We start from the raw sequence: 23,568 nt of genomic DNA, 5'->3' as shown, positions 1-23,568 counted from the left end.
GCACCCCACCCAAGGGTGCAGGGCCGCCGTGTTGCTGCGAGGTGTCACCCTTCCTGCTGCGGCTTGCGGCGCAGAGCCATGAGCAGCAGGAACGCCGCCGTCAGGGCCGCCGAGAGGCGCAGTACGCCCGGGGCGGACGCCCAGGTCATCTGCCCGAGCTGCGAACCGGGTCCGGCTCCCGCCTGGCCGTGCTGGGTCTGGCGCATCTGGTAGAGGGTGGACGCGCTCATCGTGATCAGCGGGATGCCGAAGATCGCGAACTTGCGGGTGAGGTCCTTGAGTTGGCTGGAGAGGTAGCCGAGACCCCAGCCCGCCAGCATGGCCGGGAAGAAACCGGTCCAGGCGCCGCCCGCGAGGAGGGCGGAGGCGAGCAGGAGCAGCGGGGACGGGCGGCGGCCGGCGAGTGCGCTCTTCTTCGGAGGCTTCGAGGACTTCGGGGACTGCCCTGGCTTCGCGGAACCGGCGGCTCTGGCGGCCTTCTTCTCCTTCCGTGCCTTCTTCGGCTTCGCCCCGGCCGCCGGCTGCGGCCCCACCGGCTGCGCGGTCGGCTCGTCGCCCTCCGCCGCCCGCTGCTCGGGGATCTGCTTCGGCGGGGCCGCCGGCGCGTCCGAGAAGTTGAGCATCACGAGGTCCCAGCCGCCCCCGCCGGAGTGGATCACCTGCGGCGGCGGTACGGCGTCCGGGTCGGCCTCCTCCGCGGGCTCGCGCGGCGGGTCGAGCGGCACGGCTGACATGCCCGGCACGCCGGGCGCAGTGGCGGCGTCGTACACGCTGTCGTCGGAGCCGTCGTGGGAGCCGTCCCGGGCACCGTCGCGGGTCCCGGCGGACTCACCGCCCGACCGCGCGCTCCACGGCCCGCTCTTGCGCCACCACTCGCCGTCCGTCATCCCCGACACCCCGCCTCGCCCGTACCCTGCCCGACCCACCGAACCGCCCTCGGCGTGACGCTACCCACCAGTCCCCCACCCACGCGAGTCCCGACCCCGGGTCCACCGGCGCCGCACCCGACTAACCTAGGTCGAATGACCACACAGCAGGGCCCCCAACGCTCCGGCAGGTCCGCCGCCGGCCCCCGCACGCTCGCCGAGGAGCTGCGCGCCCGCCCGGACGACGGTCTGGCCGCCCTGCTCCGCGCCCGCCCGGACCTGCTCAACCCGGTGCCCGGCGACCTCACCCAGCTGTCCGCCCGGCTGTCGTCGCGCGCCTCCGCGCTGCGCGCCCTGGAGCGGCTCGACCGGTTCACCCTGCAGGTCGCCGAGGCGCTGGCCACCGCACCGGACGGCACCACGCTCACCACCGTCCGCACGCTGCTGACCGGCCCCGCGAAGGTCAAGCCGCACCCGGGCGCCACCCCGCTCACCCCGGCCGACCGGTCCGCCGTGGCCGCCGCGCTGCCCCGGGCGATCGCCACCCTGCGCGACCGCGCCCTGCTGTGGGGTCCGGACAACGGGCTGCGCCTGGTCCTCGCCGTCCGCGAGGCGCTCGCGCCGACCGCCGCCAATCCCGGACGCACCGGCCTCGGCCCGACGCTCGCCGACGCCACCATGGGCATGTCCCCGGCCCGGCTGCAGCAGCTGCTCGCCTCCGCCGGCCGGCCCGCGACGCCGGACCCGGTCACCGCCGTCGCCGCGCTCACCGCGCTGCTCGCCGACCGCGCCCGCTGCGACGCCCTGCTCGCCACCGCCCCCGAGCCGGCGCTGCGGCTGCTGGAGCGCCTCGTCTGGGGCCCGCCCACCGGCACCGTCCCGGACGCGGCCCGCCCGGTCACCGCCGAGGACGCGCAGAGCCCCGTCGAGTGGCTGCTCGCCCGCGGCCTGCTGCTGCCGAGCGGCCCCGGCAGCGTCGTCCTGCCGCGCGAACTCGCCCTGCACCTGCGCGGCGGGCGCACCCACCGCACCGTCGAGCCCGCCCAGCCCGAGCCCCGGCCCGCCGCTCCACCGCGCGATCCACAGGCTGTGGACAGCGCCGCCGCCGGCCAGGCCCACACCGCCGTCAAGACCGTCGAGGAGCTGCTCGACCTGTGGGGCCTCACCCCGCCGCCCACCCTGCGCGCGGGCGGCCTCGGCGTGCGCGACCTCAAGCGCACCGCCCAGGCCCTGGAGACCACCGAGCAGCAGACCCCCTTCTGGCTCGAACTCGCCTACACCGCTGGCCTGCTGGCCCCGGACGGCGAGGCCGACGAGTGCTGGGCCCCGACCCCGGCGTACGACACCTGGCTCCAGCAGGACACCGCCGAGCGCTGGTCCGTCCTCGCCACCGCCTGGCTCGCGGCCACCCGCGTGCCCGGCCTCACCGGCACCCCGGACGGCAAGGGCAAGCCGCGCGCCGCCCTCGGCCCCGAACTCGACCGCACGCTCGCCCCGTCCGTCCGCCGCGCCGCCCTCGCGCTGCTCGCCGAACTCCCGCCCGGCACCCCCGCCACCGCCGCCGAACTGCTGCCCACCCTGCGCTGGCAGCGCCCGCTGCGCGGCGGCCCGACCGGCCCGGGCGGCCACGAACTGCGCGACGACCTCGCCGGCTGGGCCCTCGCCGAGGCCGAACTCCTGGGGATCACCGGCCGCGGCGCCCTCGCCGCCCCCGCCCGCGCGCTGCTCACCGCCGAGGCCGACCCGGCCGAGGTGCTGGCCCCGCTGCTGCCCCGGCCGCTCGACCACGTCATCCTGCAGCCCGACCTCACCGCGATCGCCCCGGGTCCGCTGCTCACCCCGCTCGCCCAGGCGCTCGCGCTCTGCGCCGACATCGAGTCCAAGGGCGGCGCCACCGTCTACCGGTTCACCCCGGCGTCCGTGCGCCGCGCCCTCGACGCCGGACGCACCGCCGCCGACCTGCGGGCCTTCCTGGAGCAGCACTCGCGCACGCCCGTCCCGCAGCCGCTGACGTACCTGATCGACGACGTCGCCCGTCGGCACGGCGTCCTGCGGGTCGGCGCCGCGTCCTCGTACCTGCGCTGCGACGACACCTCGCTGCTCGGCGAGGTCCTCGCCGACCGCCGCTCCGCCGACCTGCGGCTGCGGCTGCTCGCCCCCACCGTCCTCGCCTCCCAGGCCGCCCCGGACGTCCTGCTCGCGACGCTGCGCACGATGGGCTACGCCCCGGCCGCCGAGTCCGCCGAGGGCGACGTGCTGATCACCCGCCCAGACAGCCACCGCACCTCGCCGCGCACCGCGCCGACGCCCGTCCCGGACGGCCCCCCGAGCCCCGACGACACCCTGCTCGCCGCCGCCATCAAGGCCATCCGGGCCGGCGACCGCGCCGCGACCGCCACCCGCCGCGAGCCGGCCCCCGACCCACGCAAGCTGCCGCGCACGGCCGCCGCCGAGACGCTGGCCACCCTCCAGACCGCCGTCCTGCTCGGCGAGCGGATGTGGATCGGCTACCTCAACGCCGAGGGCATCGCCAGCCAGCGGATCATCGACCCGGTCAAGGTCGAGGGCGGCTTCGTCACCGCCTTCGACCACCACGCCGACGAGCTGCGCACCTTCGCCCTGCACCGCATCACGGGCGTGGCCGAACTGGAGGACTGAACGGGCTCAGTGCCCCTGCGACTCCTTCATCTTCTCCTTGACCGCCTGGTCCGCCAGGGTGCCGATCTGCCCCTGCCCGACCGGCAGTTCGCCCCCGGTGACGGTGTCCGCCAGCAGGAACCCGGGCGCGGCGAGCAGCCCGCCCGGCCCCTCCCCGATGCCCGCGAGGGCGTGCGCCGAGCCGGCGGAGGAGGCGGTGGCGGCGAAGGCCGTCCCCATGAGGGCGAGGGCGGTGAGAACACGCTTCGACTTGTTCATGCCCGGCCCAACGAGCGACACCCGCCGTGGTCACCACGCGGTTGCGGCCCGGGCGCACCCGGCGTAGTCCGGAGACAGGGGCACCCGACAAGGAGGCATCCACCATGCTCGGCGATCGGATAGCGGAGTTCACCACCACGGAGAGCGGCCGGCGGGTCCTCGCCACGGTCGGCAGCCCCGCACTGGAAGTCTCGATGACCGGCACCGGCCAGGTCCTCGGCCACCCCGCCCGGGAGTTCGTCACCTACGAGGCCGAGCTCCGCCCCGACGGCTCGCTGTTCGGCGAGGGCCAGGGCATCGGCATGTCCGACAAGGGCGAGGCCTACAGCTGGCACGGCAGCGGCATCGGCCACTTCACCGAGGGCGGCGCCGTCCGCTGGCGCGGCAGCATCTACTTCGAGAGCTCCGCGGACGCCTTCCTGCGCCTCAACGACCTGGTCGGCCTGTTCGAGTTCGAGAACGACCCCCAGGGCAACGGCAAGGCCGTCCTGTACGAGTGGAAGTAGCCCACCCACGTTCACCGCGGAATGAGCGACACTGGAGGGTCTGCGTCAAACCACCCTGTCAGCCAGTGGAGGGCTCCCCCGCGTGAACGACGGACCGCTCATCGTCCAGAGCGACAAAACTCTTCTCCTGGAGATCGACCACCCCAAGGCCTCCGACTGCCGCCGCGCCATCGCGCCCTTCGCCGAGCTGGAGCGGGCGCCCGAGCACGTGCACACGTACCGGGTGACGCCGCTCGGGCTGTGGAACGCGCGGGCCGCCGGGCACGACGCGGAGCAGGTGGTCGACGCCCTGGTGACGTACTCGCGCTACCCGGTGCCGCACGCGCTGCTGGTGGACGTGGCCGACACCATGGCCCGTTACGGGCGCCTCCAGCTCAACAAGCACCCCGTCCACGGGCTCGTGCTCACCACCACCGACCGGCCGGTCCTGGAGGAGGTGCTGCGCTCCAAGAAGATCGTCCCGCTGGTCGGAGCCCGGGTCGACCCGGACAGCGTGGTCGTGCACCCCTCCGAGCGCGGCCAGATCAAGCAGGTGCTGCTCAAACTCGGCTGGCCCGCCGAGGACTTCGCCGGGTACGTGGACGGCGAGGCGCACCCCATCGACCTGGAGCAGGACGGCTGGCAGCTGCGCCCGTACCAGGCGCAGGCCGTCGAGGGCTTCTGGCACGGCGGCTCCGGCGTCGTCGTGCTGCCCTGCGGCGCCGGCAAGACGCTGGTCGGCGCCGCCGCGATGGCGGAGGCGAAGTCGACCACGCTGATCCTGGTCACCAACACCGTCTCGGCCCGGCAGTGGAAGCACGAGCTGGTCAAGCGCACCTCGCTCACCGAGGACGAGATCGGCGAGTACAGCGGCACGAAGAAGGAGATCCGCCCGGTCACCATCGCCACCTACCAGGTGATGACGACCAAGCGGAAGGGCGTGTACGCGCACCTGGAGCTGTTCGACGCCCGCAACTGGGGCCTGGTCGTCTACGACGAGGTCCACCTGCTGCCCGCGCCGGTGTTCAAGTTCACCGCCGACCTCCAGGCCCGCCGGCGCCTCGGCCTGACCGCGACGCTCGTGCGCGAGGACGGCCGCGAGGGCGACGTGTTCAGCCTCATCGGCCCCAAGCGCTTCGACGCGCCGTGGAAGGAGATCGAGGCGCAGGGCTACATCGCGCCCGCCGACTGCTGCGAGGTGCGGGTCACCCTGACCGACTCCGAGCGCCTCGCCTACGCGACGGCCGAACCGGAGGAGCGCTACCGCTTCTGCGCCACGACGGCGACCAAGCGGCGGGTGGTGGAGGCGCTGGTCAGGAAGCACGAGAAGGACCAGACGCTGATCATCGGCCAGTACATCGACCAGCTGGACGAGCTCGGGGAGGCGCTCGACGCGCCGGTGATCAAGGGCGAGACCAGCAACGCGCAGCGCGAGAAACTGTTCGACGCGTTCCGGAACAAGGAGATCGGCGTCCTCGTGGTCTCCAAGGTCGCGAACTTCTCGATCGACCTGCCCGAGGCCACGGTGGCCATCCAGGTCTCCGGGACCTTCGGCTCCCGCCAGGAGGAGGCCCAGCGCCTCGGCCGCGTCCTGCGCCCGAAGGCGGACGGCCACGCGGCGCACTTCTACTCGGTGGTCGCCCGGGACACCGTGGACCAGGACTTCGCCGCGCACCGGCAGCGCTTCCTGGCCGAGCAGGGCTACGCCTACCGCATCATCGACGCGGACGACGTGCTCTAGCGGGGTTCAGTACCGGACACCGTCGCGCCCGAGGAAGATCACGCGCGCGGCGGTGTCCAGGGCGATCCCGACGTTGCGGACGGCGGTGGCGAGCGGGTTGCGGTGGCGGCCCGGGAGGGCGGTGGCACCGGCCGGGGCTGTGCTGGGGTTCCGTGTGCTCATGTCTCCAACGGTAGGCACCCGACCGGCCGAAGGCATCACTCCAAAGGCCGCATCCGCCGGGCCGGACCTCGTCCTCCGGGTGTATGCGCACCCCTGAGAGCTGCGGGGCTGGAACCCCGAGACGGACAGGTCTAAGATCGTCCGTCTGCCCCCTCCCGAACCGTGGTACCTGCTGAAGTCCCGCAGGCAGCCGGGGGAGGCGCCGACCGCACGGCAACCGGCCGGCCGTACCCACCGTGAGCTCCATCGATCCGCTGCGCCCGCCACCGGGGCAGCCGGGAAGGTTCGCTGTGCCCGCCACCCCCACCACCGACCCCCTCCAGCGCGAACGCGACCACCTGGCCGCGTCCCGGTCCGCGCTGCGAGCGATGCGCGAGGACGTCCAGTCGCTGGACCTGCGCGACGTGACCGGCACCTGGGTGTCCGCCGCCGTCCTCCAGAACCAGATCGAGGCCAGGATCGCCGCCCTGGCCGACCTCGCCGACACCCCGCTGTTCTTCGGCCGCCTCGACTACCTGCACGCGATCAGCGAGGAGCTGTCCGAAGGCGGCGGAGGAGAGAACTTCTACATCGGCCGCCGCCACGTGCACGACGCCGACGGCGACCCGATGGTGATCGACTGGCGCGCGCCGGTCTCCCAGCCGTTCTACCGGGCCAGCCGCACCGAGCCGATGGACGTCGAGCGCCGCCGCCGCTTCGGCTACACCGGCGGCGAGCTCACCGCGTACGAGGACGAGCACCTCACCGACCCCGAGGAGACGGAAACCTCCTCCGCCCTCCTCGCCGCCGAGATCGAGAAGCCCCGCGTCGGCCCGATGCGCGACATCGTCGCCACCATCCAGCCCGAGCAGGACGAGATCGTCCGCTCCGACGTCACGGGCACCATCTGCGTCCAGGGCGCCCCCGGCACCGGGAAGACCGCCGTCGGCCTGCACCGCGTCGCGTACCTGCTGTACGCGCACCGCGAGCGCCTCGCCCGCACCGGCACGCTGGTGATCGGCCCGAACAACGCGTTCCTCTCCTACATCGAGCAGGTCCTGCCCGCCCTCGGGGAGCTCGACGTCGCGCAGGCCACCGTGCAGCAGCTGGTCGGGCACGTCGAGGTCAGGGGCGAGGACACCCCCGAGTCGGCCCGGCTGAAGGGCGACGCCCGGATGGCCGAGGTGCTGCGCCGGGCCGTCCGCTCGGGCATCGCGCTGCCCACCGAGCCCTGCGTGGTGGTCCGCGGCTCCCGCCGCTGGCGCGTCCCCGTCCACGAACTGGTGGAGATCATCGAGGAGTTGAAGGGACGAGACACCCGCTACGGCGCCGCCGGCGAGGCGCTGCCGCAGCGCATCGCGCACACCGTGCTGCTGAAGATGGAGCAGTCCGGCGAGGCCCCGGACGACCGGGTGCAGGACGCGGTGGCCCGCAACTCCGCGGTCAAGGCCGTCGTCAAGCAGTGCTGGCCGCCGGTCGACCCGGCCAAGCTGGTGCTGCGGCTGCTCTCCGACCCGGAGTTCCTGGCCGCGTGCGCCGAGGGCGTGCTCACCGCCGAGGAGCAGCGGGCGGTGCTGTGGCCCAAGCCCGGCCGCTCGGTGAAGACGGCCCGCTGGACGGCGGCGGACGCCGTCCTGGTCGACGAGGCCGGCGACCTGGTCCAGCGCACGCCCTCGCTCGGGCACGTGGTGCTGGACGAGGCCCAGGACCTCTCCCCGATGCAGTACCGCGCGGTCGGCCGCCGCTGCACCACCGGCTCGGCGACCGTCCTCGGCGACCTCGCCCAGGGCACCACCCCGTGGGCCACCGCGAGCTGGCCGGACGCCCTGCACCACCTGGGCAAACCGGGCGCCCACGTCGAGGAGCTCACCAAGGGCTTCCGGGTGCCGGAGGAGGTCATCGCGTACGCCTCCCGGCTGCTGCCCGCGATCGCCCCCGGCCTGGCTCCGGCGACCTCGGTGCGCGACACCGCGGGGTCGCTGGCGATCCGCCGGGTCGCGGACGGGGAGCTGACGGAGGCGGTGGTCGAGGCCTGCCGGCGGGCCCTGGAGCACGAGGGTTCGACCGGCCTGATCGCCGCCGACGCGCGCGTCCCGCTGTTCGCCGAGGCGCTGGCCGCGGCCGGCCTGCCGCACCTCTCCCCCGGCGCCGAGACCAGCGCCGAGGCCCGGCTGACGCTCGTCCCGGCCTCACTGGCCAAGGGTCTGGAGTACGACTACGTGGTGCTGGACGAGCCGGCCGCCGTGATCGCCGGCGAACCGGACGAGCGCACCGGCCTGCGCCGCCTGTACGTGGCGCTCACCCGCGCCGTCTCGGGCCTGACCGTCCTGCACGCGGAGCCGCTGCCCGAACAGCTCGGATAGCGGCGGAGGGGCCGGCCCGCATCCGGACCGGCCCCTCCCGCGCGCGACGGACACCGGTCGACCGGCTGTCGGCGCTTCCACGCTCAGCCGTCGATCAGGGCCCGCCACTCGGCGACCTTCGCCGCGTCGACCGGCGCCTGCCACCCGCCGGCGCGGACCGCGCCGCCGACGTGGAAGGCGTCGAAGCCGGCCGCCCGCAGCTCCGGCACGTGCTCGGCCCGCAGGCCGCCGCCGATCAGGATCCGCTGCCCGTACCCGGGTTCGGCCTTCCTGGCCAGTTCCGCGAGGAGCACCTCGCGCCCGGCGTCCACGCCGCCCGGCGCGCCCGAGGTGAGGAAGGTGTCCAGTCCGGGCAGCGCGCCGACGGCCGCGCGGACGGCGGCCCGGTCGGCGCTGTGGTCGATCGCCCGGTGGAAGGTCCACCGGCAGCCGGCCACCGCGTCCGCGACCGCCGCGGTGGCGGCGAGGTCGACGGCGCCGTCCGCGTCGAGGAAGCCGAGGACGAACTCCTCGGCCCCCTCGGCGCGGAGCCCGGCGGCGCGGGCGCGCAGCTCGTCCAGGTCGCCCGGCGCGAAGCCGTCCCGGAGGCGGAGCATGACGCGCAGCGGCAGGTCGACGGCGGCCCGGATCCGGGCGAAGTCCTCGACGGACGGGGAGAGTCCGTCGGCGGCCATGTCCGTGACCAGTTCGAGCCGGTCGGCGCCGCCCGACTCGGCGGCCCGGGCGTCCTGGGGGGTCAGCGCGATGACTTCGAAAATTGGTCTAGACATATCCGTAGCCTGCCACATCCGCCCACCCCCGGCGAGCCCGCCGCCCGCTTCCGGTCACCGGCCCCGGCGACCGGCTCGAGGTCACGCCGCGGCGCGCTCCTCGTCGACGTCGCCGCCGCCGGGGCCGCCCGTGCCGCCCCGCCCGATCCTGTGCATCGCCACCGCGGCGATCACCATCAGCCCGATCACCGGCAGCGCGACCGGCAGCAGCCGGGAGAACCCGCCCGACTCGCGCCAGATGTTGAACAGGCTCGCGAACGTCGTCAGCGACAGCACCGCGACGCCCACGGCGGCCGGGAACTCCTTGCCGCGCAGAGCGGTGAAGGTCAGCAGCACCGGCACGAGCAGCAGCACCGCGAACCACTGCGAGTCCAGCGGGAAGGTGGTGTCGTCCCAGCGCTGGAGCCACACCAGCCCGGCACCACCGACCACCGAGGCCAGCACCACCCCGCGGGTGCGCCAACCCGGCTTCGGCAGCAGGTCCGTCGGCGCCGCGAGCAGCAGCACGGCGGCCAGCGCGGCCGGCAGGGTCGCCATGCCGACGTACCCGGCCCACCACAGGTCGAAGAACACCGGCCCGGTGAACGCGTGCGCCAGGACGGCCAGTCCGAGCACCGCCTGGATCGAGGCGATGACGCGCACGGCCGTCCACCGCCCGAGCAGCGCCGCGATCGCGAGCAGCAGCGCGGTCACCGGCGGCGCGAGGATCGTGGCCCACGTGGTGTACGAGTGATCCCAGGTGAGCTTGAAGGAGGCCCCGTCCGGGTCGGTGACCCACGGGACCAGCCCCGAACCGGCCAGCGCGCCGGCCACCATCGGCGCGGCGAGCCCGAGCACCCGCCCGAGCATCCCGGAGCCGGTCAGCCCGAGCCGCACCCGCAGCCCGTACGCGGCCAGGTCGAAGACCTCCCGGGCGACGGCCGAGCGGTCGGCCTCGGCCGTGGCGTCGGCGAAGACGGCGGCGATCTCCTCGCCGCGCTCGCGGCGGTACCGGGACGGGTACAGCTGGAGAGCGGCCCGCAGCGCGCCCGAGGGCGCTCCGATCGTGGGTGTGGTCATGCGAAACTCCCCCTCGTCAAGGTCCGCAGCGCGGTCCCGGGCTTCCCCTTCAGCGCCGACCGGACGGTGGCCAGCCGGCGCTCCGCCTCGGCCGCGACCGACCGCAGCCGCTCCGCCTCGGTGGCGAGCGCCGTCCGGCCGGGGCCGGTCAGCGCGTAGGTGCGGCGGGCCCGGCCGTCCACGATCTCCTCGGCGGCGACCTCGATCAGGCCCTGCTGGAGCAGGCGGTCGAGGGCGCCGTAGAGGGTGCCGGTGCGCATCTTGACCCGGCCGTCGGAGATCTCGGAGATCTCCTGGATGAGCGCGTAACCGTGCCTGGGCGCGTCGGCCAGTGCGGTGAGCAGCAGCAGCGTCGGCTCCTGCATCGAGCGTTCTGTCATGCGTCTACATATATCGTCAACCGGCATATAGGTCCAGCACCGGTCCCCCCGGAGAGGCGTCCGTTACACGACCAGCACAATGGCGCCCATGCCGAACACCGAGGACCTGCTCGCCGACTGGACCGCCCTGCTGCACCGCTGCGGCACCACCGTCGACCCCGAGCCGTACGGGCGGGAGCTGCTCCGGCGCTGGGCCGAGCCGCAGCGCAGGTACCACACCGCCGACCACCTGCGCGCGGTCCTGCGACACGTCGACGGCCTCGCCGCGCACGCCGCCGACCCGGACGCCGTCCGCCTCGCCGCCTGGTTCCACGACGCCGTCTACCGGCCCGACCGTTCCGAGAACGAGGAGCGCAGCGCGGCGCTCGCGGTCCGGGCCCTGACCGCCGCCGGCCTGCCCGCCGCGCGGACGGCCGAGGTCGAGCGCCTCGTCCTGCTCACCGTCACCCACGACCCCGCTCCGGGCGACCGCGACGGCGAGGTGCTGTGCGACGCGGACCTCGCCGTGCTCGGCGGCACCCCCGAGGCGTACGCGGCCTACGCGGGCGCCGTCCGCGAGGAGTACGGCTTCGTGCCCGAGCCGGACTTCCGGGCGGGCCGGGCGGCCGTCCTGCGCCGACTCCTCGCCCTGCCCGCGCTCTACCACACCCCGGCCGCCCACGAGCGCCTCACCGCGCCCGCGCGGGCCAACCTGGCGGCCGAACTCGAACTACTGGAGAACCAGGGCGTGTCCTAGACCAACTTGCCGACCGGCGCGACGGCGGCGCCCTGCTTGCCGCACACCCAGTGCGGGTCCGGCCCCAGCTCCGGCTCCACGCTCAGCGCGTGCGGGTCCCCGTCGGCCGCGCAGGCGGTGCACAGCGGCCAGCGCCCGTACGCCTCCAGCAGCGCGTCCTGGACGTCCTGGGCGACCAGCCCGAGCACGTACTCGGTGCCGTCCGGCCACTGCTCCAGCCACCACCGCCGGTGCGTGACGGCCTGCTCCACGAGCGAGACGACGGCGGCGTCCGCCACGTCCCGCGCGGTGAGGTCGGACAGGATCTGCGCACGGGCCTCGTGCAGGGCGGTCTCGATGTCAGCCATCCGTCGATTCTCCCAAACAACGCCGCGTGGGCGGCCCCCGAAGGGAACCGCCCACGCGATCGGAACACCGATCCGGTCGTACGACCCGGATCAGAAGTCCATGTCACCGCCCGGCATGCCGCCGGCCGGGGCCGCGGCCTTCTCCGGCTTGTCGGCGATGACGGCCTCGGTGGTCAGGAACAGGGCCGCGATCGAGGCGGCGTTCTGCAGCGCCGAGCGGGTCACCTTGGCCGGGTCGATGATGCCCACGGCGATCAGGTCGACGTACTCGTTGGTGGCGGCGTTCAGGCCGTGACCGGCGGGGAGGTTGCGCACCTTCTCCACCACGACGCCGCCCTCGAGGCCAGCGTTGGTCGCGATCTGCTTGATCGGGGCCTCCAGCGCCACGCGGACGATGTTGGCACCGGTGGCCTCGTCGCCCTCGAGCTCCAGCTTGTCGAACGCGACGGCGGCCTGCAGCAGGGCGACGCCACCACCGGCGACGATGCCCTCCTCGACGGCGGCCTTGGCGTTGCGGACGGCGTCCTCGATGCGGTGCTTGCGCTCCTTGAGCTCCACCTCGGTGGCCGCGCCGGCCTTGATGACGGCCACGCCGCCGGCCAGCTTGGCGAGGCGCTCCTGGAGCTTCTCGCGGTCGTAGTCCGAGTCGCTGTTCTCGATCTCGGCGCGGATCTGGTTCACGCGGCCCGCGACCATCTCGCTCTCGCCGGCACCGTCGACGATCGTGGTCTCGTCCTTGGTGATGACGACCTTGCGGGCGCCGCCCAGGAGGTCCAGACCGGCGTTCTCCAGCTTCAGGCCGACCTCCTCGGAGATCACGGTGCCGCCGGTGAGGGTGGCGATGTCCTGGAGCATGGCCTTGCGGCGGTCGCCGAAGCCCGGGGCCTTGACGGCGACGGACTTGAAGACGCCCTTGATCTTGTTGACGATCAGGGTCGAGAGGGCCTCGCCCTCGACGTCCTCGGCGATGATGACGAGCGGCTTGCCGCTCTGCATGACCTTCTCCAGCAGCGGGAGCAGGTCCTTGATGCCGCCGATCTTGGAGTTGGCGATGAGGATGTACGGGTCCTCGAACGTCGCCTCCATCCGCTCCAGGTCGGTGGCGAAGTAGGCGGAGATGTAGCCCTTGTCGAAGCGCATGCCCTCGGTGAGCTCGAGCTCCAGACCGAAGGTGTTGCTCTCCTCGACGGTGATGACGCCTTCCTTGCCGACCTTGTCCATGGCCTCGGCGATGAGCTCGCCGATCTGGGTGTCGGCGGCCGAGATGGAGGCGGTGGAGGCGATCTGCTCCTTGGTCTCCACGTCGGTGGCCTGGGCCAGGAGCTGGTCCGAGACGGCGGCGACGGCCTTCTCGATGCCGCGCTTCAGGGCCATCGGGTTGGCGCCGGCGGCGACGTTGCGCAGACCCTCGCGAACCAGGGCCTGGGCGAGCACGGTGGCGGTGGTGGTGCCGTCACCCGCGACGTCGTCCGTCTTCTTGGCGACCTCCTTGACGAGCTCCGCGCCGATCTTCTCGTACGGGTCCTCGAGCTCGATCTCCTTGGCGATGGAGACACCGTCGTTGGTGATCGTGGGGGCGCCCCACTTCTTCTCCAGCACGACGTTGCGACCCTTGGGGCCGAGCGTGACCTTCACTGCGTCGGCGAGCTGGTTCATGCCACGCTCAAGGCCGCGGCGAGCTTCCTCATCAAAGGCGATGATCTTGGCCATCTGAAGTGGTCCTCCGGGACACGGTCGACTGCTCGGACCAAGGGGTGCCCGCGACGGACGGCCAAGGTGTGCGGGGGTCTATTCCCCTACCGCTCCCAGGGCCTCACCGACCCGGTCCGCTGTCACTCTCAAGCTGTGAGTGCTAACGCCAATGATTAGCACTCCGGGTGGTCGAGTGCAAGCCCAATCGCCAAGCCGGGAGCCGCCGCGGGAACGCCGACGGGCCCGCACGACGCGTGTCGCGCGGGCCCGTCGAGAAGCGAGTGGTCACCAGCCGTGGGCCGCGCCGAGCTCCTGGAGCCGGAAGGGGTCAGACCGCGCGGACCATGTCCGCCTGCGGGCCCTTCTGTCCCTGGGAGATCTCGAACTCGACCCGCTGGCCCTCCTCGAGGGTGCGGTAGCCGTCCATCTGGATCGCGCTGTAGTGGACGAAGACGTCCGCACCACCGTCGACCGCGATGAAGCCGTAGCCCTTCTCCGCGTTGAACCACTTGACGGTGCCCTGAGCCATTCCGAACTCCCCTAGTGCTGTGCTGGCCCTTCACGGTCCCGCAGGTCGCGGGCCCGGGTTGGTTGTGAAGGCCGGCCCGGGGAACCCCCCCTGGGCGCAGCCGTGCACGCCGCGATCAACCGCCCCGAACGGCATCCGTGAGCGGGTGATTGCGTCGACCGCGGCTGAATGTATCCGGATCGACGCCCTCTGCAACAGGGCCCTCCGCGGTGAATTCCGGGTCCGCGTCAAGGGACAGGACGGGCCGAATCGGAAGGAACTCCGCAATTCACGCCGGACATAGCGGACGGATTACACAAATCCCCTGGAGAATTCTGACATCCGCGTGACATGTTTCCCGGACCCGGTCCCCGGGCGGTCTCAACGGACGGACGGCGGAGCGGCGGTTCGCACGGGGAGGGTGAGGGGGACCCTTGTTCCCGGCCGAGCGACACTCTACTCCCACTCGACCGGGAAATATTCCCGCCGAAATGCGAGCGGCCGCCCCCGCGCACGGAATGCGGAATTCCGTGCGCGCGGGCGGCCGGTCGGAGCGGGGCGCGGCTCAGCAGCCGCCGGCCACCGCCGGAATGATCGAGACGCTGGCACCGTCCTTGATCTCGGTCGCCAGTCCCTCGGCGAATCGCACGTCGTCGTCGTTCACGTACACGTTCACGAAACGGCGCAGCTTGCCGGTGTCGTCCAGGATGCGCGCGGAGATGCCCGCGTGGTTCTTCTCCAGGTCGGCGATGACGTCGCCCAGGGTCCCGCCGTCGGCGGTGACCTCGGCGGACCCGCCGGTGTAGGTGCGCAGGATGGTGGGGATGCGGACGGTGGCGCTCATGGGTGGCTCTCCTCGTGGGGGAATCAGGCGGACGCGAGGCCGGCGGTGCGGAAGGACTCCAGCGTCGGGCGGATGACCGCGGTCATCCCGGCATCGGCGACGGCGTCCAGGGTCTTGAGGCCGTCACCGGTGTTGATCGCGACGGTCTCCTTGGCCGGATCCAGCTGCCCGGTCTCGACCAGCTTCTTGAGCACGCCGACGGTCACGCCGCCCGCGGTCTCGGCGAAGATGCCCTCGGTGCGGGCCAGCAGCCGGATGGCGGCCACCACCTCGGCGTCGGTGACGTCCTCGACCGCTCCGCCGGTGCGCCGCGCGATGTCCAGCACGTACGGGCCGTCCGCCGGGTTGCCGATCGCCAGCGACTTGGCGATGGTGTCCGGCTTCACCGGCTTGATCACGTCCCGGCCGGCCTTGAACGCCGCGGAGACCGGCGAGCAGCCCTCGGCCTGGGCGCCGAAGATCCGGTACGGCCGGTCCTCGACCAGCCCGAGCTTGATCAGCTCCTGCAGGCCCTTGTCGATCTTCGTGAGCTGCGAGCCCGAGGCGATCGGGATGACGATCTGCTCCGGCAGCCGCCAGCCGAGCTGCTCGCAGATCTCGTACGCGAGCGTCTTGGAGCCCTCGCCGTAGTACGGGCGGAGGTTGACGTTGACGAAGCCCCAGCCCTCGCCGGCCGGGTCGCCGATCAGCTCCGAGCAGAAGCGGTTCACGTCGTCGTAGTTGCCCTCGATGCCGACCAGCTCGCCGCCGTACACACCGGCCATGACGACCTTGCCCTGCTCCAGGTCGTGCGGGATGAACACGCACGAGCGGAACCCGGCCCGGGCCGCCGCCGCACCCACCGCACCGGCCAGGTTGCCGGTCGACGAGCAGGAGAGCGTGGTGTAGCCGAAGGCGCGCGCGGCCTCGATCGCGCAGGCCACCACGCGGTCCTTGAACGAGTGCGTCGGGTTCCCCGAGTCGTCCTTCACGTACAGGTTCGCGGTGAACCCGAGCTCGCGACCGAGGTTGTCCGCCTTGACCAGCGGGGTCCAGCCGGGATTCAGGTTCGGCTTCGAAGCGACGTCCGCGGGCACCGGCAGCAGCGGCGCGTAGCGCCAGATCGACGCGGGCCCGGCCTCGATGCGCTTGCGCAGCTCCTCGGCGGCCTCGCTCCCGAACTCGTACGCGATCTCCAGCGGCCCGAAGCACTCCACACAGGCGAAGCTCGGACCGAGCGGGAAGCGGGTGCCGCACTCCCGACAGGACAGGGCGGTGGCGGGGCCGAGATCCACGGATGCGGGTGCGACTGTGTCGATAGCCATGATGGCGGAGGCCTCTCTCCTCATCTTCCCCGTGGTGCGGGCGCACCACGGGCCGGAATTGGCACCTGTCCCGCCGGGGCCTGGTGAAAGCCGCGCGAGAAGGTTGCCGGGACGTCAACGGGCCGTTCCCTCAGTCCCTCTGGATGAGCATGTGAAGTTGTCGTCAGCGGTGACCCCGGCGTGCGAAGGTCCGACCGCTGTACGAAGACTGTATCCGAAGGCGCCGAGCCCGAAAGGGACCGTCCGCCACGCGAGATGGCCCGTTCCACCCCGATCCGCCGAGGAGAGTCCCGTGCCCGCCGAACCGACCCCCGCACTCCTCCCGCAGGCGGCCTCCTGGCTGGGCCGCCGCTCGTGGAGTGCGGCCGACCGGCCGGTCGACACCCTCCTGGCGGCCAAGCGCCGCACCGGCCACAGCGTCAGCGTCGTCCTGCCCGCCCTCGACGAGGCGGCCACCGTCGGCGACATCGTCCGCACGATCCGGCGCGAGCTGATGGAGCGCCTCCCCCTCGTCGACGAGCTCGTCGTCGTCGACTCCGGCTCCGCCGACGACACCGCCGCCGTGGCCGCCGCGGCCGGCGCCCGGGTCGTGCCGCGCGACGGGATCCTGCCCCGGCTGCCCGCCGTGCCCGGCAAGGGCGAGGTGCTGTGGCGCTCGCTGCTGGTCACCCGCGGCGACATCGTCTGCTTCGTCGACGCCGACCTGCGCGAGTTCGACCCCGCCTTCGTCTCCGGCACCGTCGGCCCGCTGCTCACCGAGCCGGACATCCAGCTGGTCAAGGCCATGTACGACCGCCCGCTCGAAGTCAGCGGCTCCGCCGGGGACCCCGACGCGGTCTTCCCGGCCGGCGGTGGCCGGGTGACGGAACTGGTCGCCCGCCCCCTCCTCAACCTGCACTGGCCGGAACTCGCCGGTTTCGTCCAGCCGCTCGGCGGTGAGTACGCGGCCCGCCGCGTACTGCTCGAACGGCTCCCCTTCCCCACCGGCTACGGCGTCGAACTCGGCCTCCTGGTCGACGCGTTGGAGCTCGTCGGCCTCGACGCCCTGGCCCAGGTCGACGTCGGCGTCCGCCACCACCGCCACCAGGACGGCCAGGCCCTCGGCCGGATGGCCGCCACCATCTACCGCACCGCGCTGGAACGCCTCGACCGCGCCCACCGCCTCAAGGCCTCGGCCGACCTCGTCCACCCGCTGCTCACCCAGTTCACCCGCGACCCGGAGACCCGCGCGTTCACCGCCCACACCCACCCCGTGACGGCCACGGAACGCCCCCCGATGCACACCGTCCCCGAGTACGCGAAGCGCCGCACCGACGGGTGACAGACCCGAACAGTGCGGCCGCTGCGATCTCGCCGGTTGTCCGGCGATTGGTTTGCGACGTCTGCCGACCGGCAACGTACCAACCGTGACTCCTCCCCCTCTCGACGAGGAGGCTTCCCACTCGACCCCTGCGGAGCCTCATGGCGGCCAAGCCCTGACCGCTGCATGTCGCAGGTCTTCGACGGTACGGCCGCGCTGCGCTCCGCTCCGCCGTACGCTCGGATTCCACCCCGAAGGGTGAACGGGTAGACCCAGAAGAGGACTCATGGCCGATTCATCGACCAAACGTTCGAGCGCGACCGTGCTGGTGGCGTCCAACCGCGGACCGGTCTCCTTCAGCACCGCGGACGACGGCACGCTGACCCTCAAACGCGGTGGCGGAGGCCTGGTCTCCGGCCTCTCCGCGATCGACGACCCGAACGCCGTCTGGGTGTGCGCCGCCCTGGGCGACGCGGACCGCCGGGCCGCCCGCGAAGCCCCCCACGGCCGCCTCGACCTGGCCGGCCACGACGTCGGCGGACAGGCCGTCCGGATGCTGGACATCGACCCGGAGACCTTCGCCCGCGCCTACAACGGCGTCGCCAACTCGACCCTCTGGTTCGTCAGCCACCTGCTCTACGCCACGCCCACCGCCCCCGCCTTCGACGCCGGCTTCCGCACCGAGTGGGCCGCCTACGAGACGTACAACCGGGCCTTCTCGGACGCCCTCGCGGCCGAGGCCGCCCCGAACGCCGCCGTCCTGGTCCAGGACTACCACCTGTCCCTCACCCCGGCCCTGCTCCGCGCGGCCCGCCCCGACCTGCGCATCGGCCACTTCTCCCACACCCCGTGGGCCCCGCCCGAGTACTTCCGGCTCCTCCCGGACGACGTGGCCAGGGCCGTCCTCACCGGCATCCTCGGCGCCGACCGGGCCGGCTTCCTCACCGAACGCTGGGCGAGGGCCTTCGCCGCGTGCTGCGAGGAGATCCTGCACGCGACCGTCGACCACGACGCCCTCACCATCACCCACGACGGCCGCACGACCCGCCTCGGCGTGCACGCCCTGGGCGCCGACGCCGACTTCCTGCGCGAGCGCGCCCACCGCCCGGACGTCGACGAGCGCCTCGCCGCCCTGCGCGAGGCCGTCGGCGACCGGCGCACGATCGTCCGGGTCGACCGCACCGAACTCAGCAAGAACATCGTCCGGGGCCTGCTCGCCTACCGCCACCTCCTGCGCACGCGCCCGGAGTGGCACGACCGCGTCGTGCACATCGCCTTCGCCTACCCGTCCCGCACGGACCTCGCCGAGTACCGCGACTACACGGCCCGGGTGGAGCAACTCGCCGAAGCGATCAACACCGAATTCGCCACCCCCACCTGGCAGCCGCTGATCCTGCACGTCAACGACGACTTCCCGCGCTCCCTCGCCGCCTACCGGCTGGCCGACGTCGCCCTGGTGAACCCCATCCGGGACGGCATGAACCTGGTGGCCAAGGAAGTCCCGGTGGTCTCCGACCACGGCTGCGCGCTCGTCCTGTCCCGCGAGGCCGGCGCCCACAGCGAACTGGCCGACGACGCGATCTCCGTGAACCCGTACGACGTCATCGAGACGGCCGACGCCCTCCACGCGGGCCTCACCATGCCCGACGAGGAGCGCGCCGACCGCACCAAGCGCCTGGCCGCGGCGGCCACCGCGCTCCCGCCGCAGCAGTGGTTCCTGGACCAGCTCAACGCGCTCTGATCGCCTCGCCCAGATCCGCCAGCAGCTCCACCACGCCCGCCGGCCCGGGCACCACCAGGTCAGCCCGGTCGGCGAGCTCCCGCACCGGCGCGTCCCCCACCGCGCCGCTGCACACCAGAAGGCCCGCGAGCCCCTCCCCGCGCAGCTTCTCGACGGCGGCGAAAGCCGCGACGTCCCCCAGGTCGTCCCCCGCGTAGAGCACGGCCCGAGCCCCGACCTCCCGCAGGAAGCCGGTCAGCGCGGCCCCCTTGTCCACCCCTGGAGGCCGGAGTTCCAGAACCAGCCGCCCGGGCTCCACCACCAGCCCGTGCTCCGCCGCCAGATCGGCGACCGGCCCCCGCAGCAGCTCCAGCGCCTCCTCCGGCACCTCCGTACGCCGCGTGTGCACGGCCAGCGAGCGCCCCTTGTCCTCGACCCACGTCCCCTCGGGCGCCCCCACGGCGGCCAGCACCCCGGGCAGGGCCCCCCGCGCGGCGGCCACCCCCGGATGCACGTCGGGCGCCGAGAGCTCACCGGCCTCCCAGCGCTCGGCGCCGTAGTGCCCGAGCACCACGACCCCGGGAAGCCCGGCCAACCCCCCGTACTCGACCGCGAGGGCAGCCGGCCGCCCGGTGATGACGACCACCGAGCGAACGAACGGAGTCACGCTGCGGAGCGCCCCCGCCACCCCCGGATGCGCCTGAGCCCGCGAGGGATCCGCGACGATCGGCGCGAGCGTCCCGTCGAAGTCCAGAGCGACCACGGCATCACCGGGCGAAGCGAGGATCCCCCGAACCCCGTCCCGCCCGGCCCCGGTCACCGGCACCCACGTCTCAACAAAACCCATGCGGTGCCCATACCCCGAAACCCGCACGCCCCCACCCCCCACCAACGCATCCCCTCAACCACCCCCCATCCCGTCCTCAGCCACCCCCGGCACCCCCCACCCACCCGAAAGCCCACGACCCCGCCCCAAGCCCCGCGCAGCGGCCCCCACGTCACCGAGCCGCGCGCCGCGCATCCCTCACCCGGCGCAACCGATTCACCAGCACCGGCGCGTGCGCCAGAGCCTCCGGCCGGTCCAGCAGCGCGTTCAACACCTGGTAGTACCGGGTGCTGGAGATCCCCAGCTCCTCCCGGACGGCCCGCTCCTTGGCCCCCGCCGTACGCCACTGGCGCCCTTCGAGCTCCAGCACCGCCCGGTCCCGCTCACTCAGCTCGCCCACGAGAACACCTCCTGAAGACCTCCTGCCGAGAACACCTCCCACGACCTACGAAGTGTCATTCTCGGACGTCCCCAGGACACACTCTGCGTCCTCCCCCGGCCGAGCGCCCCGGCTAACGTCACGGTCATGATCGAATCGAGCTTCACCGTCCACGTCCCCGACGCCGACCTGATCCCCGAGCCCCTGGACCCCGCGCAGATCGTCGAGGGCACCCCGGAGGTCACCGGGAAGGTCCTGCACGAGTCCGCCGACGGCCGGCAGCTGCGCGGCATCTGGCAGATCACCCCGGGCGTGGTCACCGACACCGAGGCCGACGAGATGTTCGTGGTGCTGAGCGGCCGGGCCACCATCGAGGTCGACGGCGGCCCGACGCTGCACGTGGGCCCGGGCGACTGCGCCGTCCTGCGGGAGGGCGACCGGACGACGTGGACCGTCCACGAGACCCTCAGGAAGGCCTACGCCATCACCCTCCCCTGAAGGAAGGAGGCACCCCGCCGCACCTCCGCCCAGACCCGGCCGCACCCCGCCCAGGCCCGGCCTCACTTCCGAAGCCGGGCCGCCTCCTTGACGGCGGCGTCCTGCAGCCCGGTGAGGACCTGCTTCGGGTCCCCGGTGACGGCCTCGCCGATCCCGGCCTTGATCCGGTTGCTCACGTCCGCCCAGGCCGGGTCGCCGAACGGGTAGAAGCTGGCGTTGGTCAGACCGGTGGCGAACTGCTTGAGGTCGACGTGCTTGGGGTCCGAGGACATCTGGCCGAAGGCGTCCTGGGTCACCGGCAGGAGGTTGTACCGCTCGTCGAACTTGAGCTGGTTCTCCCGCATGAAGACGAAGGACAGGAACTTCTTGATCTGGTCCTTGTGCCCGTTGGCCTTGAAGGCCATCATCCAGTCCGCGACGCCGAGGCTGCCGGTCTTGTTGAGGCCGTCCTTCCTGGGGATCGGGGCCGTCCCGAAGTCGACGTTCCCGGCGGTGGCCATCCGCAGCAGCGTCGGGTGCCCGTTCAGCATCGCGACCTTCCCGGACGCGAAGTCCTGGAACACCGGGGTGCGGTTCATCTTGCCCGGCTCGGGATAGGTCAGCCCGGTGCTCACCAGGTTGCTCTTGAGCCAGGTGAAGGTGGCCTGGTTCTGGGCGCTGTCGATCGTGTAGTTGCCGACGTCGTCGGAGAGCAGGCCGCCGCCGCTCAGCGTCCACAGCATGGACTCGGCCGGTGCCTCCTCGGGCCCCAGCGGGAGGCCGTACGGGGTGACTCCCGGCGCCTTGGCCTTGATCTTCTCGGCGTCCTGCCGCAGTTCGCTCCAGGTGACCGGCGGCTGGCTGATTCCCGCCTGCTTGAAGAGCGTCTTGTTGTAGAAGAGCACGCGGGAGGAAGAGACGAAGGGAATCCCGTACTGCGTGCCGAGCACCTGCCCGGCGTGGGCGAAGGAGTCCATGAACTTGGCCTGGGTGTCCAGCGAGAGCACGTCCGCCGCCGGGTACAGCCGGTCCGCGGCGACCTGGTCGGCGAAGCCGCCGGTCTGCAGGAGGTCGGGCGACTTGCCGGCCGCGATCAGGTCGTCGACCTTCTTGCCGATGTCGGTCCAGCTCTCGACGTCGACGTCGACCTTGATGCCGGGGTTCTGCGCCTCGAAGCCGCGCACGACCTCGTCCCAGTACAGCTTGGAGCTGGTGTCGGCGTTCTCGCCGTAGTCCGCGGCGACCAGCCTGATGGTGACGGGCCCGTCGCCCTGTCCGCTGCAGGCGCTGACCGCGGAGAGCACCAGCGCTCCGGCCAGCGCGGTGCCGAGCACACGGGTGGGGACGTGGGCGCGCCTGTTCAACGCGGGTACCGCCTTCGGGGGGAGAAATGCGACCGGAGGGGTGATTCCGGCAGGGGGGAGGCGCAACACTGCCAAACCGACCCCACAGTGGTCCATACCTCTGCCCCGTGTCCGGCAAGTAGTTATCGAAGTGCGGACGTCATTGCACGATGCGCAACGAAACACCGTCGACGCCCGCCCGAACCACCGCCCCAGCCCCTCCCAACCCTCCGAAACCCCACACCCCAAAGCCCCGCACACCGCCCGCTTCTGCGACAAAGCTCACCCAGTATGGACCAGACCAATCCGACAACTGGACTAGACCTCTTCGACCCGGCCAAGGGAAACTGTCCCCCGTGAAGCACGTCATCGCACTCGATGTAGGCGGCACCGGCATGAAGGCCGCGCTGCTCGCCCAGGACGGCTCCGTGCTGTTCGAGGCACGCCGACCGACCGGGCGGGAGCACGGCACGGACGCCGTCGTCGCCGCCATCCTCGACTTCGCCGCCGACCTGGCGGCCGAGGGCCGCGACCGCTTCGGCGTCGCTCCGCTCGCGGCCGGCGTGGCCGTGCCCGGCACGATCGACGAGAGGAACGGCATCGCGGTCTACTCCGCCAACCTCGGCTGGCGCGACCTGCCGCTGCGCAAGCTCCTCGGCGAGCGCCTCGCGACCCCCGCCCCCGCGAAGGGGGGCAGCAGCAGCGCCCCGATCCCCGTCGCCCTCGGCCACGACGTGCGCTCCGGCGGCCTCGCCGAGGGCCGGATCGGCGCCGGCCGGGGCGTCGGCCGCTTCCTGTTCATCGCGCTCGGCACCGGCATCGCCGGCGCCATCGGCATCGACGGGCGGATCGAGGCCGGGGCCCACGGCTACGGCGGCGAGATCGGCCACGTCGTGGTGCGCCCGGGCGGCCCGCAGTGCGGCTGCGGCGCCCGCGGCTGCCTGGAGACACTGGCCTCGGCCTCCGCGGTCTCCCGGGCCTGGGCCGCGGCCAGCGGCGACCCCGACGCCGACGCGGCATCCTGCGCCGCCGCGGTGGACGCCGGGGACGACCGCGCACTCGCGGTCTGGCAGGGCGCCGTCGACGCCCTGGCGGACGGCATCGTGCTCGCCCAGAGCCTGCTCGACCCGTCCACGGTGATCGTCGGCGGCGGGCTGGCCGAGGCCGGCGACACGCTCTTCACCCCGCTGCGGGCGGCCATCACCGAGCGTCTGACCTTCCAGATGCCCCCGAAGGTCGTACCGGCGATGCTGAAGGACACCGCGGCGTCGCTGGGGGCCGGTCTCCTCGCCTGGGACCTGCTCGCCGAAACCCACCCCCCGCGCCCGTGAGGGGGCTCCCCACCCGGCCTCCGAGGCCTCATGCTCGGCA

Annotated in this window: 23 protein-coding genes and 1 riboswitch; of the genes, 9 read left to right on the top strand and 14 right to left on the bottom strand. The window is 73.0% G+C overall.

Going from position 1 to position 23,568, the window contains the following annotated elements:
- Positions 1–44: 44 nt before the first annotated feature.
- On the bottom strand, positions 45–887 hold the full coding sequence (locus ACFVU9_RS16270) for a hypothetical protein (RefSeq protein WP_387593797.1): 843 nt from the start codon (positions 885–887) through the stop codon (positions 45–47).
- A 135-nt stretch (positions 888–1,022) separates the two neighbouring features.
- On the opposite strand from ACFVU9_RS16270, the gene ACFVU9_RS16265 reads away from it, so the two are divergent.
- Positions 1,023–3,524, top strand: a complete 2,502-nt coding sequence (locus tag ACFVU9_RS16265) for a helicase-associated domain-containing protein (RefSeq protein WP_387593795.1) — start codon at positions 1,023–1,025, stop codon at positions 3,522–3,524.
- Between the two features lie 6 nt (positions 3,525–3,530).
- On the opposite strand, the gene ACFVU9_RS16260 is transcribed toward ACFVU9_RS16265, so the two are convergent.
- Positions 3,531–3,782, bottom strand: a complete 252-nt coding sequence (locus ACFVU9_RS16260) for a hypothetical protein (RefSeq protein ID WP_380435486.1) — start codon at positions 3,780–3,782, stop codon at positions 3,531–3,533.
- A gap of 104 nt (positions 3,783–3,886) precedes the next feature.
- Between ACFVU9_RS16260 and ACFVU9_RS16255 the strand changes: the two genes are divergently transcribed.
- Both ACFVU9_RS16255 and ACFVU9_RS16250 read left to right on the top strand, forming a co-directional pair.
- A complete protein-coding gene (locus ACFVU9_RS16255; RefSeq protein ID WP_380435484.1) occupies positions 3,887–4,288 on the top strand; it encodes a hypothetical protein in 402 nt (133 codons plus the stop codon).
- An 82-nt stretch (positions 4,289–4,370) separates the two neighbouring features.
- Entirely contained in the window at positions 4,371–6,008 is a 1,638-nt protein-coding gene (locus ACFVU9_RS16250; RefSeq protein WP_380435482.1) for a DNA repair helicase XPB, read from the top strand.
- A 6-nt stretch (positions 6,009–6,014) separates the two neighbouring features.
- Here ACFVU9_RS16250 and ACFVU9_RS16245 read toward each other — a convergent pair whose 3' ends face one another.
- Entirely contained in the window at positions 6,015–6,170 is a 156-nt protein-coding gene (locus tag ACFVU9_RS16245) for a hypothetical protein (RefSeq protein WP_380435480.1), read from the bottom strand.
- A 290-nt stretch (positions 6,171–6,460) separates the two neighbouring features.
- On the opposite strand from ACFVU9_RS16245, the gene ACFVU9_RS16240 reads away from it, so the two are divergent.
- On the top strand, positions 6,461–8,512 hold the full coding sequence (locus tag ACFVU9_RS16240; protein ID WP_387593792.1) for a HelD family protein: 2,052 nt from the start codon (positions 6,461–6,463) through the stop codon (positions 8,510–8,512).
- An 83-nt stretch (positions 8,513–8,595) separates the two neighbouring features.
- On the opposite strand, the gene ACFVU9_RS16235 is transcribed toward ACFVU9_RS16240, so the two are convergent.
- From ACFVU9_RS16235 to ACFVU9_RS16225, 3 genes are all read right to left on the bottom strand, one after another.
- Entirely contained in the window at positions 8,596–9,282 is a 687-nt protein-coding gene (locus tag ACFVU9_RS16235) for a copper homeostasis protein CutC (RefSeq protein ID WP_380435476.1), read from the bottom strand.
- An 81-nt stretch (positions 9,283–9,363) separates the two neighbouring features.
- Positions 9,364–10,341 carry a hypothetical protein gene (locus tag ACFVU9_RS16230; protein WP_387593790.1) on the bottom strand — a complete coding sequence of 326 codons (978 nt, stop codon included), beginning with the start codon at positions 10,339–10,341 and terminating at the stop codon, positions 9,364–9,366.
- On the bottom strand, positions 10,338–10,721 hold the full coding sequence (locus tag ACFVU9_RS16225) for a PadR family transcriptional regulator (protein ID WP_380435472.1): 384 nt from the start codon (positions 10,719–10,721) through the stop codon (positions 10,338–10,340). Before ACFVU9_RS16225 ends, ACFVU9_RS16230 begins: the two co-directional genes overlap by 4 nt.
- A gap of 88 nt (positions 10,722–10,809) precedes the next feature.
- Here ACFVU9_RS16225 and ACFVU9_RS16220 point away from each other — a divergent pair, with 88 nt between their 5' ends.
- The gene (locus ACFVU9_RS16220) at positions 10,810–11,457 is read left to right on the top strand and encodes a hypothetical protein (protein WP_387593788.1); all 648 of its coding nucleotides are present in this window, start codon (positions 10,810–10,812) and stop codon (positions 11,455–11,457) included.
- On the opposite strand, the gene ACFVU9_RS16215 is transcribed toward ACFVU9_RS16220, so the two are convergent.
- The 5 genes from ACFVU9_RS16215 to thrC form a co-directional block, all read right to left on the bottom strand.
- A complete protein-coding gene (locus ACFVU9_RS16215; protein WP_380509630.1) occupies positions 11,454–11,804 on the bottom strand; it encodes a hypothetical protein in 351 nt (116 codons plus the stop codon). The genes ACFVU9_RS16220 and ACFVU9_RS16215 overlap by 4 nt on opposite strands.
- A 90-nt stretch (positions 11,805–11,894) precedes the next feature.
- Entirely contained in the window at positions 11,895–13,514 is a 1,620-nt protein-coding gene (groL, locus tag ACFVU9_RS16210; protein WP_380435466.1) for a chaperonin GroEL, read from the bottom strand.
- Positions 13,515–13,824: 310 nt separating this feature from the next.
- Positions 13,825–14,025: a cold-shock protein gene (locus ACFVU9_RS16205; RefSeq protein ID WP_153461112.1), complete on the bottom strand. Its 201-nt coding sequence runs from the start codon at positions 14,023–14,025 to the stop codon at positions 13,825–13,827.
- 544 nt (positions 14,026–14,569) lie between these two features.
- Entirely contained in the window at positions 14,570–14,848 is a 279-nt protein-coding gene (locus tag ACFVU9_RS16200; protein WP_380435464.1) for a ubiquitin-like small modifier protein 1, read from the bottom strand.
- A gap of 23 nt (positions 14,849–14,871) precedes the next feature.
- On the bottom strand, positions 14,872–16,152 hold the full coding sequence (thrC, locus tag ACFVU9_RS16195; RefSeq protein WP_380435462.1) for a threonine synthase: 1,281 nt from the start codon (positions 16,150–16,152) through the stop codon (positions 14,872–14,874).
- 17 nt (positions 16,153–16,169) lie between these two features.
- Positions 16,170–16,302: riboswitch (SAM riboswitch) on the bottom strand.
- A gap of 142 nt (positions 16,303–16,444) precedes the next feature.
- Between thrC and ACFVU9_RS16190 the strand changes: the two genes are divergently transcribed.
- Together ACFVU9_RS16190 and ACFVU9_RS16185 are read left to right on the top strand one after the other, a co-directional pair.
- A complete protein-coding gene (locus tag ACFVU9_RS16190) occupies positions 16,445–17,473 on the top strand; it encodes a glucosyl-3-phosphoglycerate synthase (RefSeq protein ID WP_387593785.1) in 1,029 nt (342 codons plus the stop codon).
- Between the two features lie 265 nt (positions 17,474–17,738).
- Complete coding sequence (locus tag ACFVU9_RS16185) at positions 17,739–19,193, top strand: trehalose-6-phosphate synthase (protein WP_380435458.1); 1,455 nt, start codon at positions 17,739–17,741, stop codon at positions 19,191–19,193.
- Here ACFVU9_RS16185 and otsB read toward each other — a convergent pair.
- Together otsB and ACFVU9_RS16175 are read right to left on the bottom strand one after the other, a co-directional pair.
- On the bottom strand, positions 19,180–20,019 hold the full coding sequence (gene otsB, locus ACFVU9_RS16180; protein WP_387593783.1) for a trehalose-phosphatase: 840 nt from the start codon (positions 20,017–20,019) through the stop codon (positions 19,180–19,182). The genes ACFVU9_RS16185 and otsB overlap by 14 nt on opposite strands.
- 151 nt (positions 20,020–20,170) lie before the next feature.
- A complete protein-coding gene (locus ACFVU9_RS16175) occupies positions 20,171–20,398 on the bottom strand; it encodes a DUF3263 domain-containing protein (protein WP_380435791.1) in 228 nt (75 codons plus the stop codon).
- A gap of 126 nt (positions 20,399–20,524) precedes the next feature.
- Between ACFVU9_RS16175 and ACFVU9_RS16170 the strand changes: the two genes are divergently transcribed.
- The gene (locus tag ACFVU9_RS16170) at positions 20,525–20,875 is read left to right on the top strand and encodes a cupin domain-containing protein (RefSeq protein ID WP_387593781.1); all 351 of its coding nucleotides are present in this window, start codon (positions 20,525–20,527) and stop codon (positions 20,873–20,875) included.
- Between the two features lie 62 nt (positions 20,876–20,937).
- Here ACFVU9_RS16170 and ACFVU9_RS16165 read toward each other — a convergent pair whose 3' ends face one another.
- Complete coding sequence (locus ACFVU9_RS16165) at positions 20,938–22,218, bottom strand: extracellular solute-binding protein (RefSeq protein ID WP_380435787.1); 1,281 nt, start codon at positions 22,216–22,218, stop codon at positions 20,938–20,940.
- Between the two features lie 335 nt (positions 22,219–22,553).
- Here ACFVU9_RS16165 and ACFVU9_RS16160 point away from each other — a divergent pair, with 335 nt between their 5' ends.
- Complete coding sequence (locus tag ACFVU9_RS16160) at positions 22,554–23,528, top strand: ROK family protein (RefSeq protein WP_380435785.1); 975 nt, start codon at positions 22,554–22,556, stop codon at positions 23,526–23,528.
- Positions 23,529–23,568 lie beyond the last annotated feature (40 nt).

This window comes from Kitasatospora sp. NPDC057936 (assembly GCF_042887525.1).
In the GTDB taxonomy this organism is placed as follows: Bacteria; Actinomycetota; Actinomycetes; order Streptomycetales; family Streptomycetaceae; genus Kitasatospora.
Note: the sequence above shows the minus strand (reverse complement) of the source record. Positions and strands in the feature narration are given on the sequence as shown.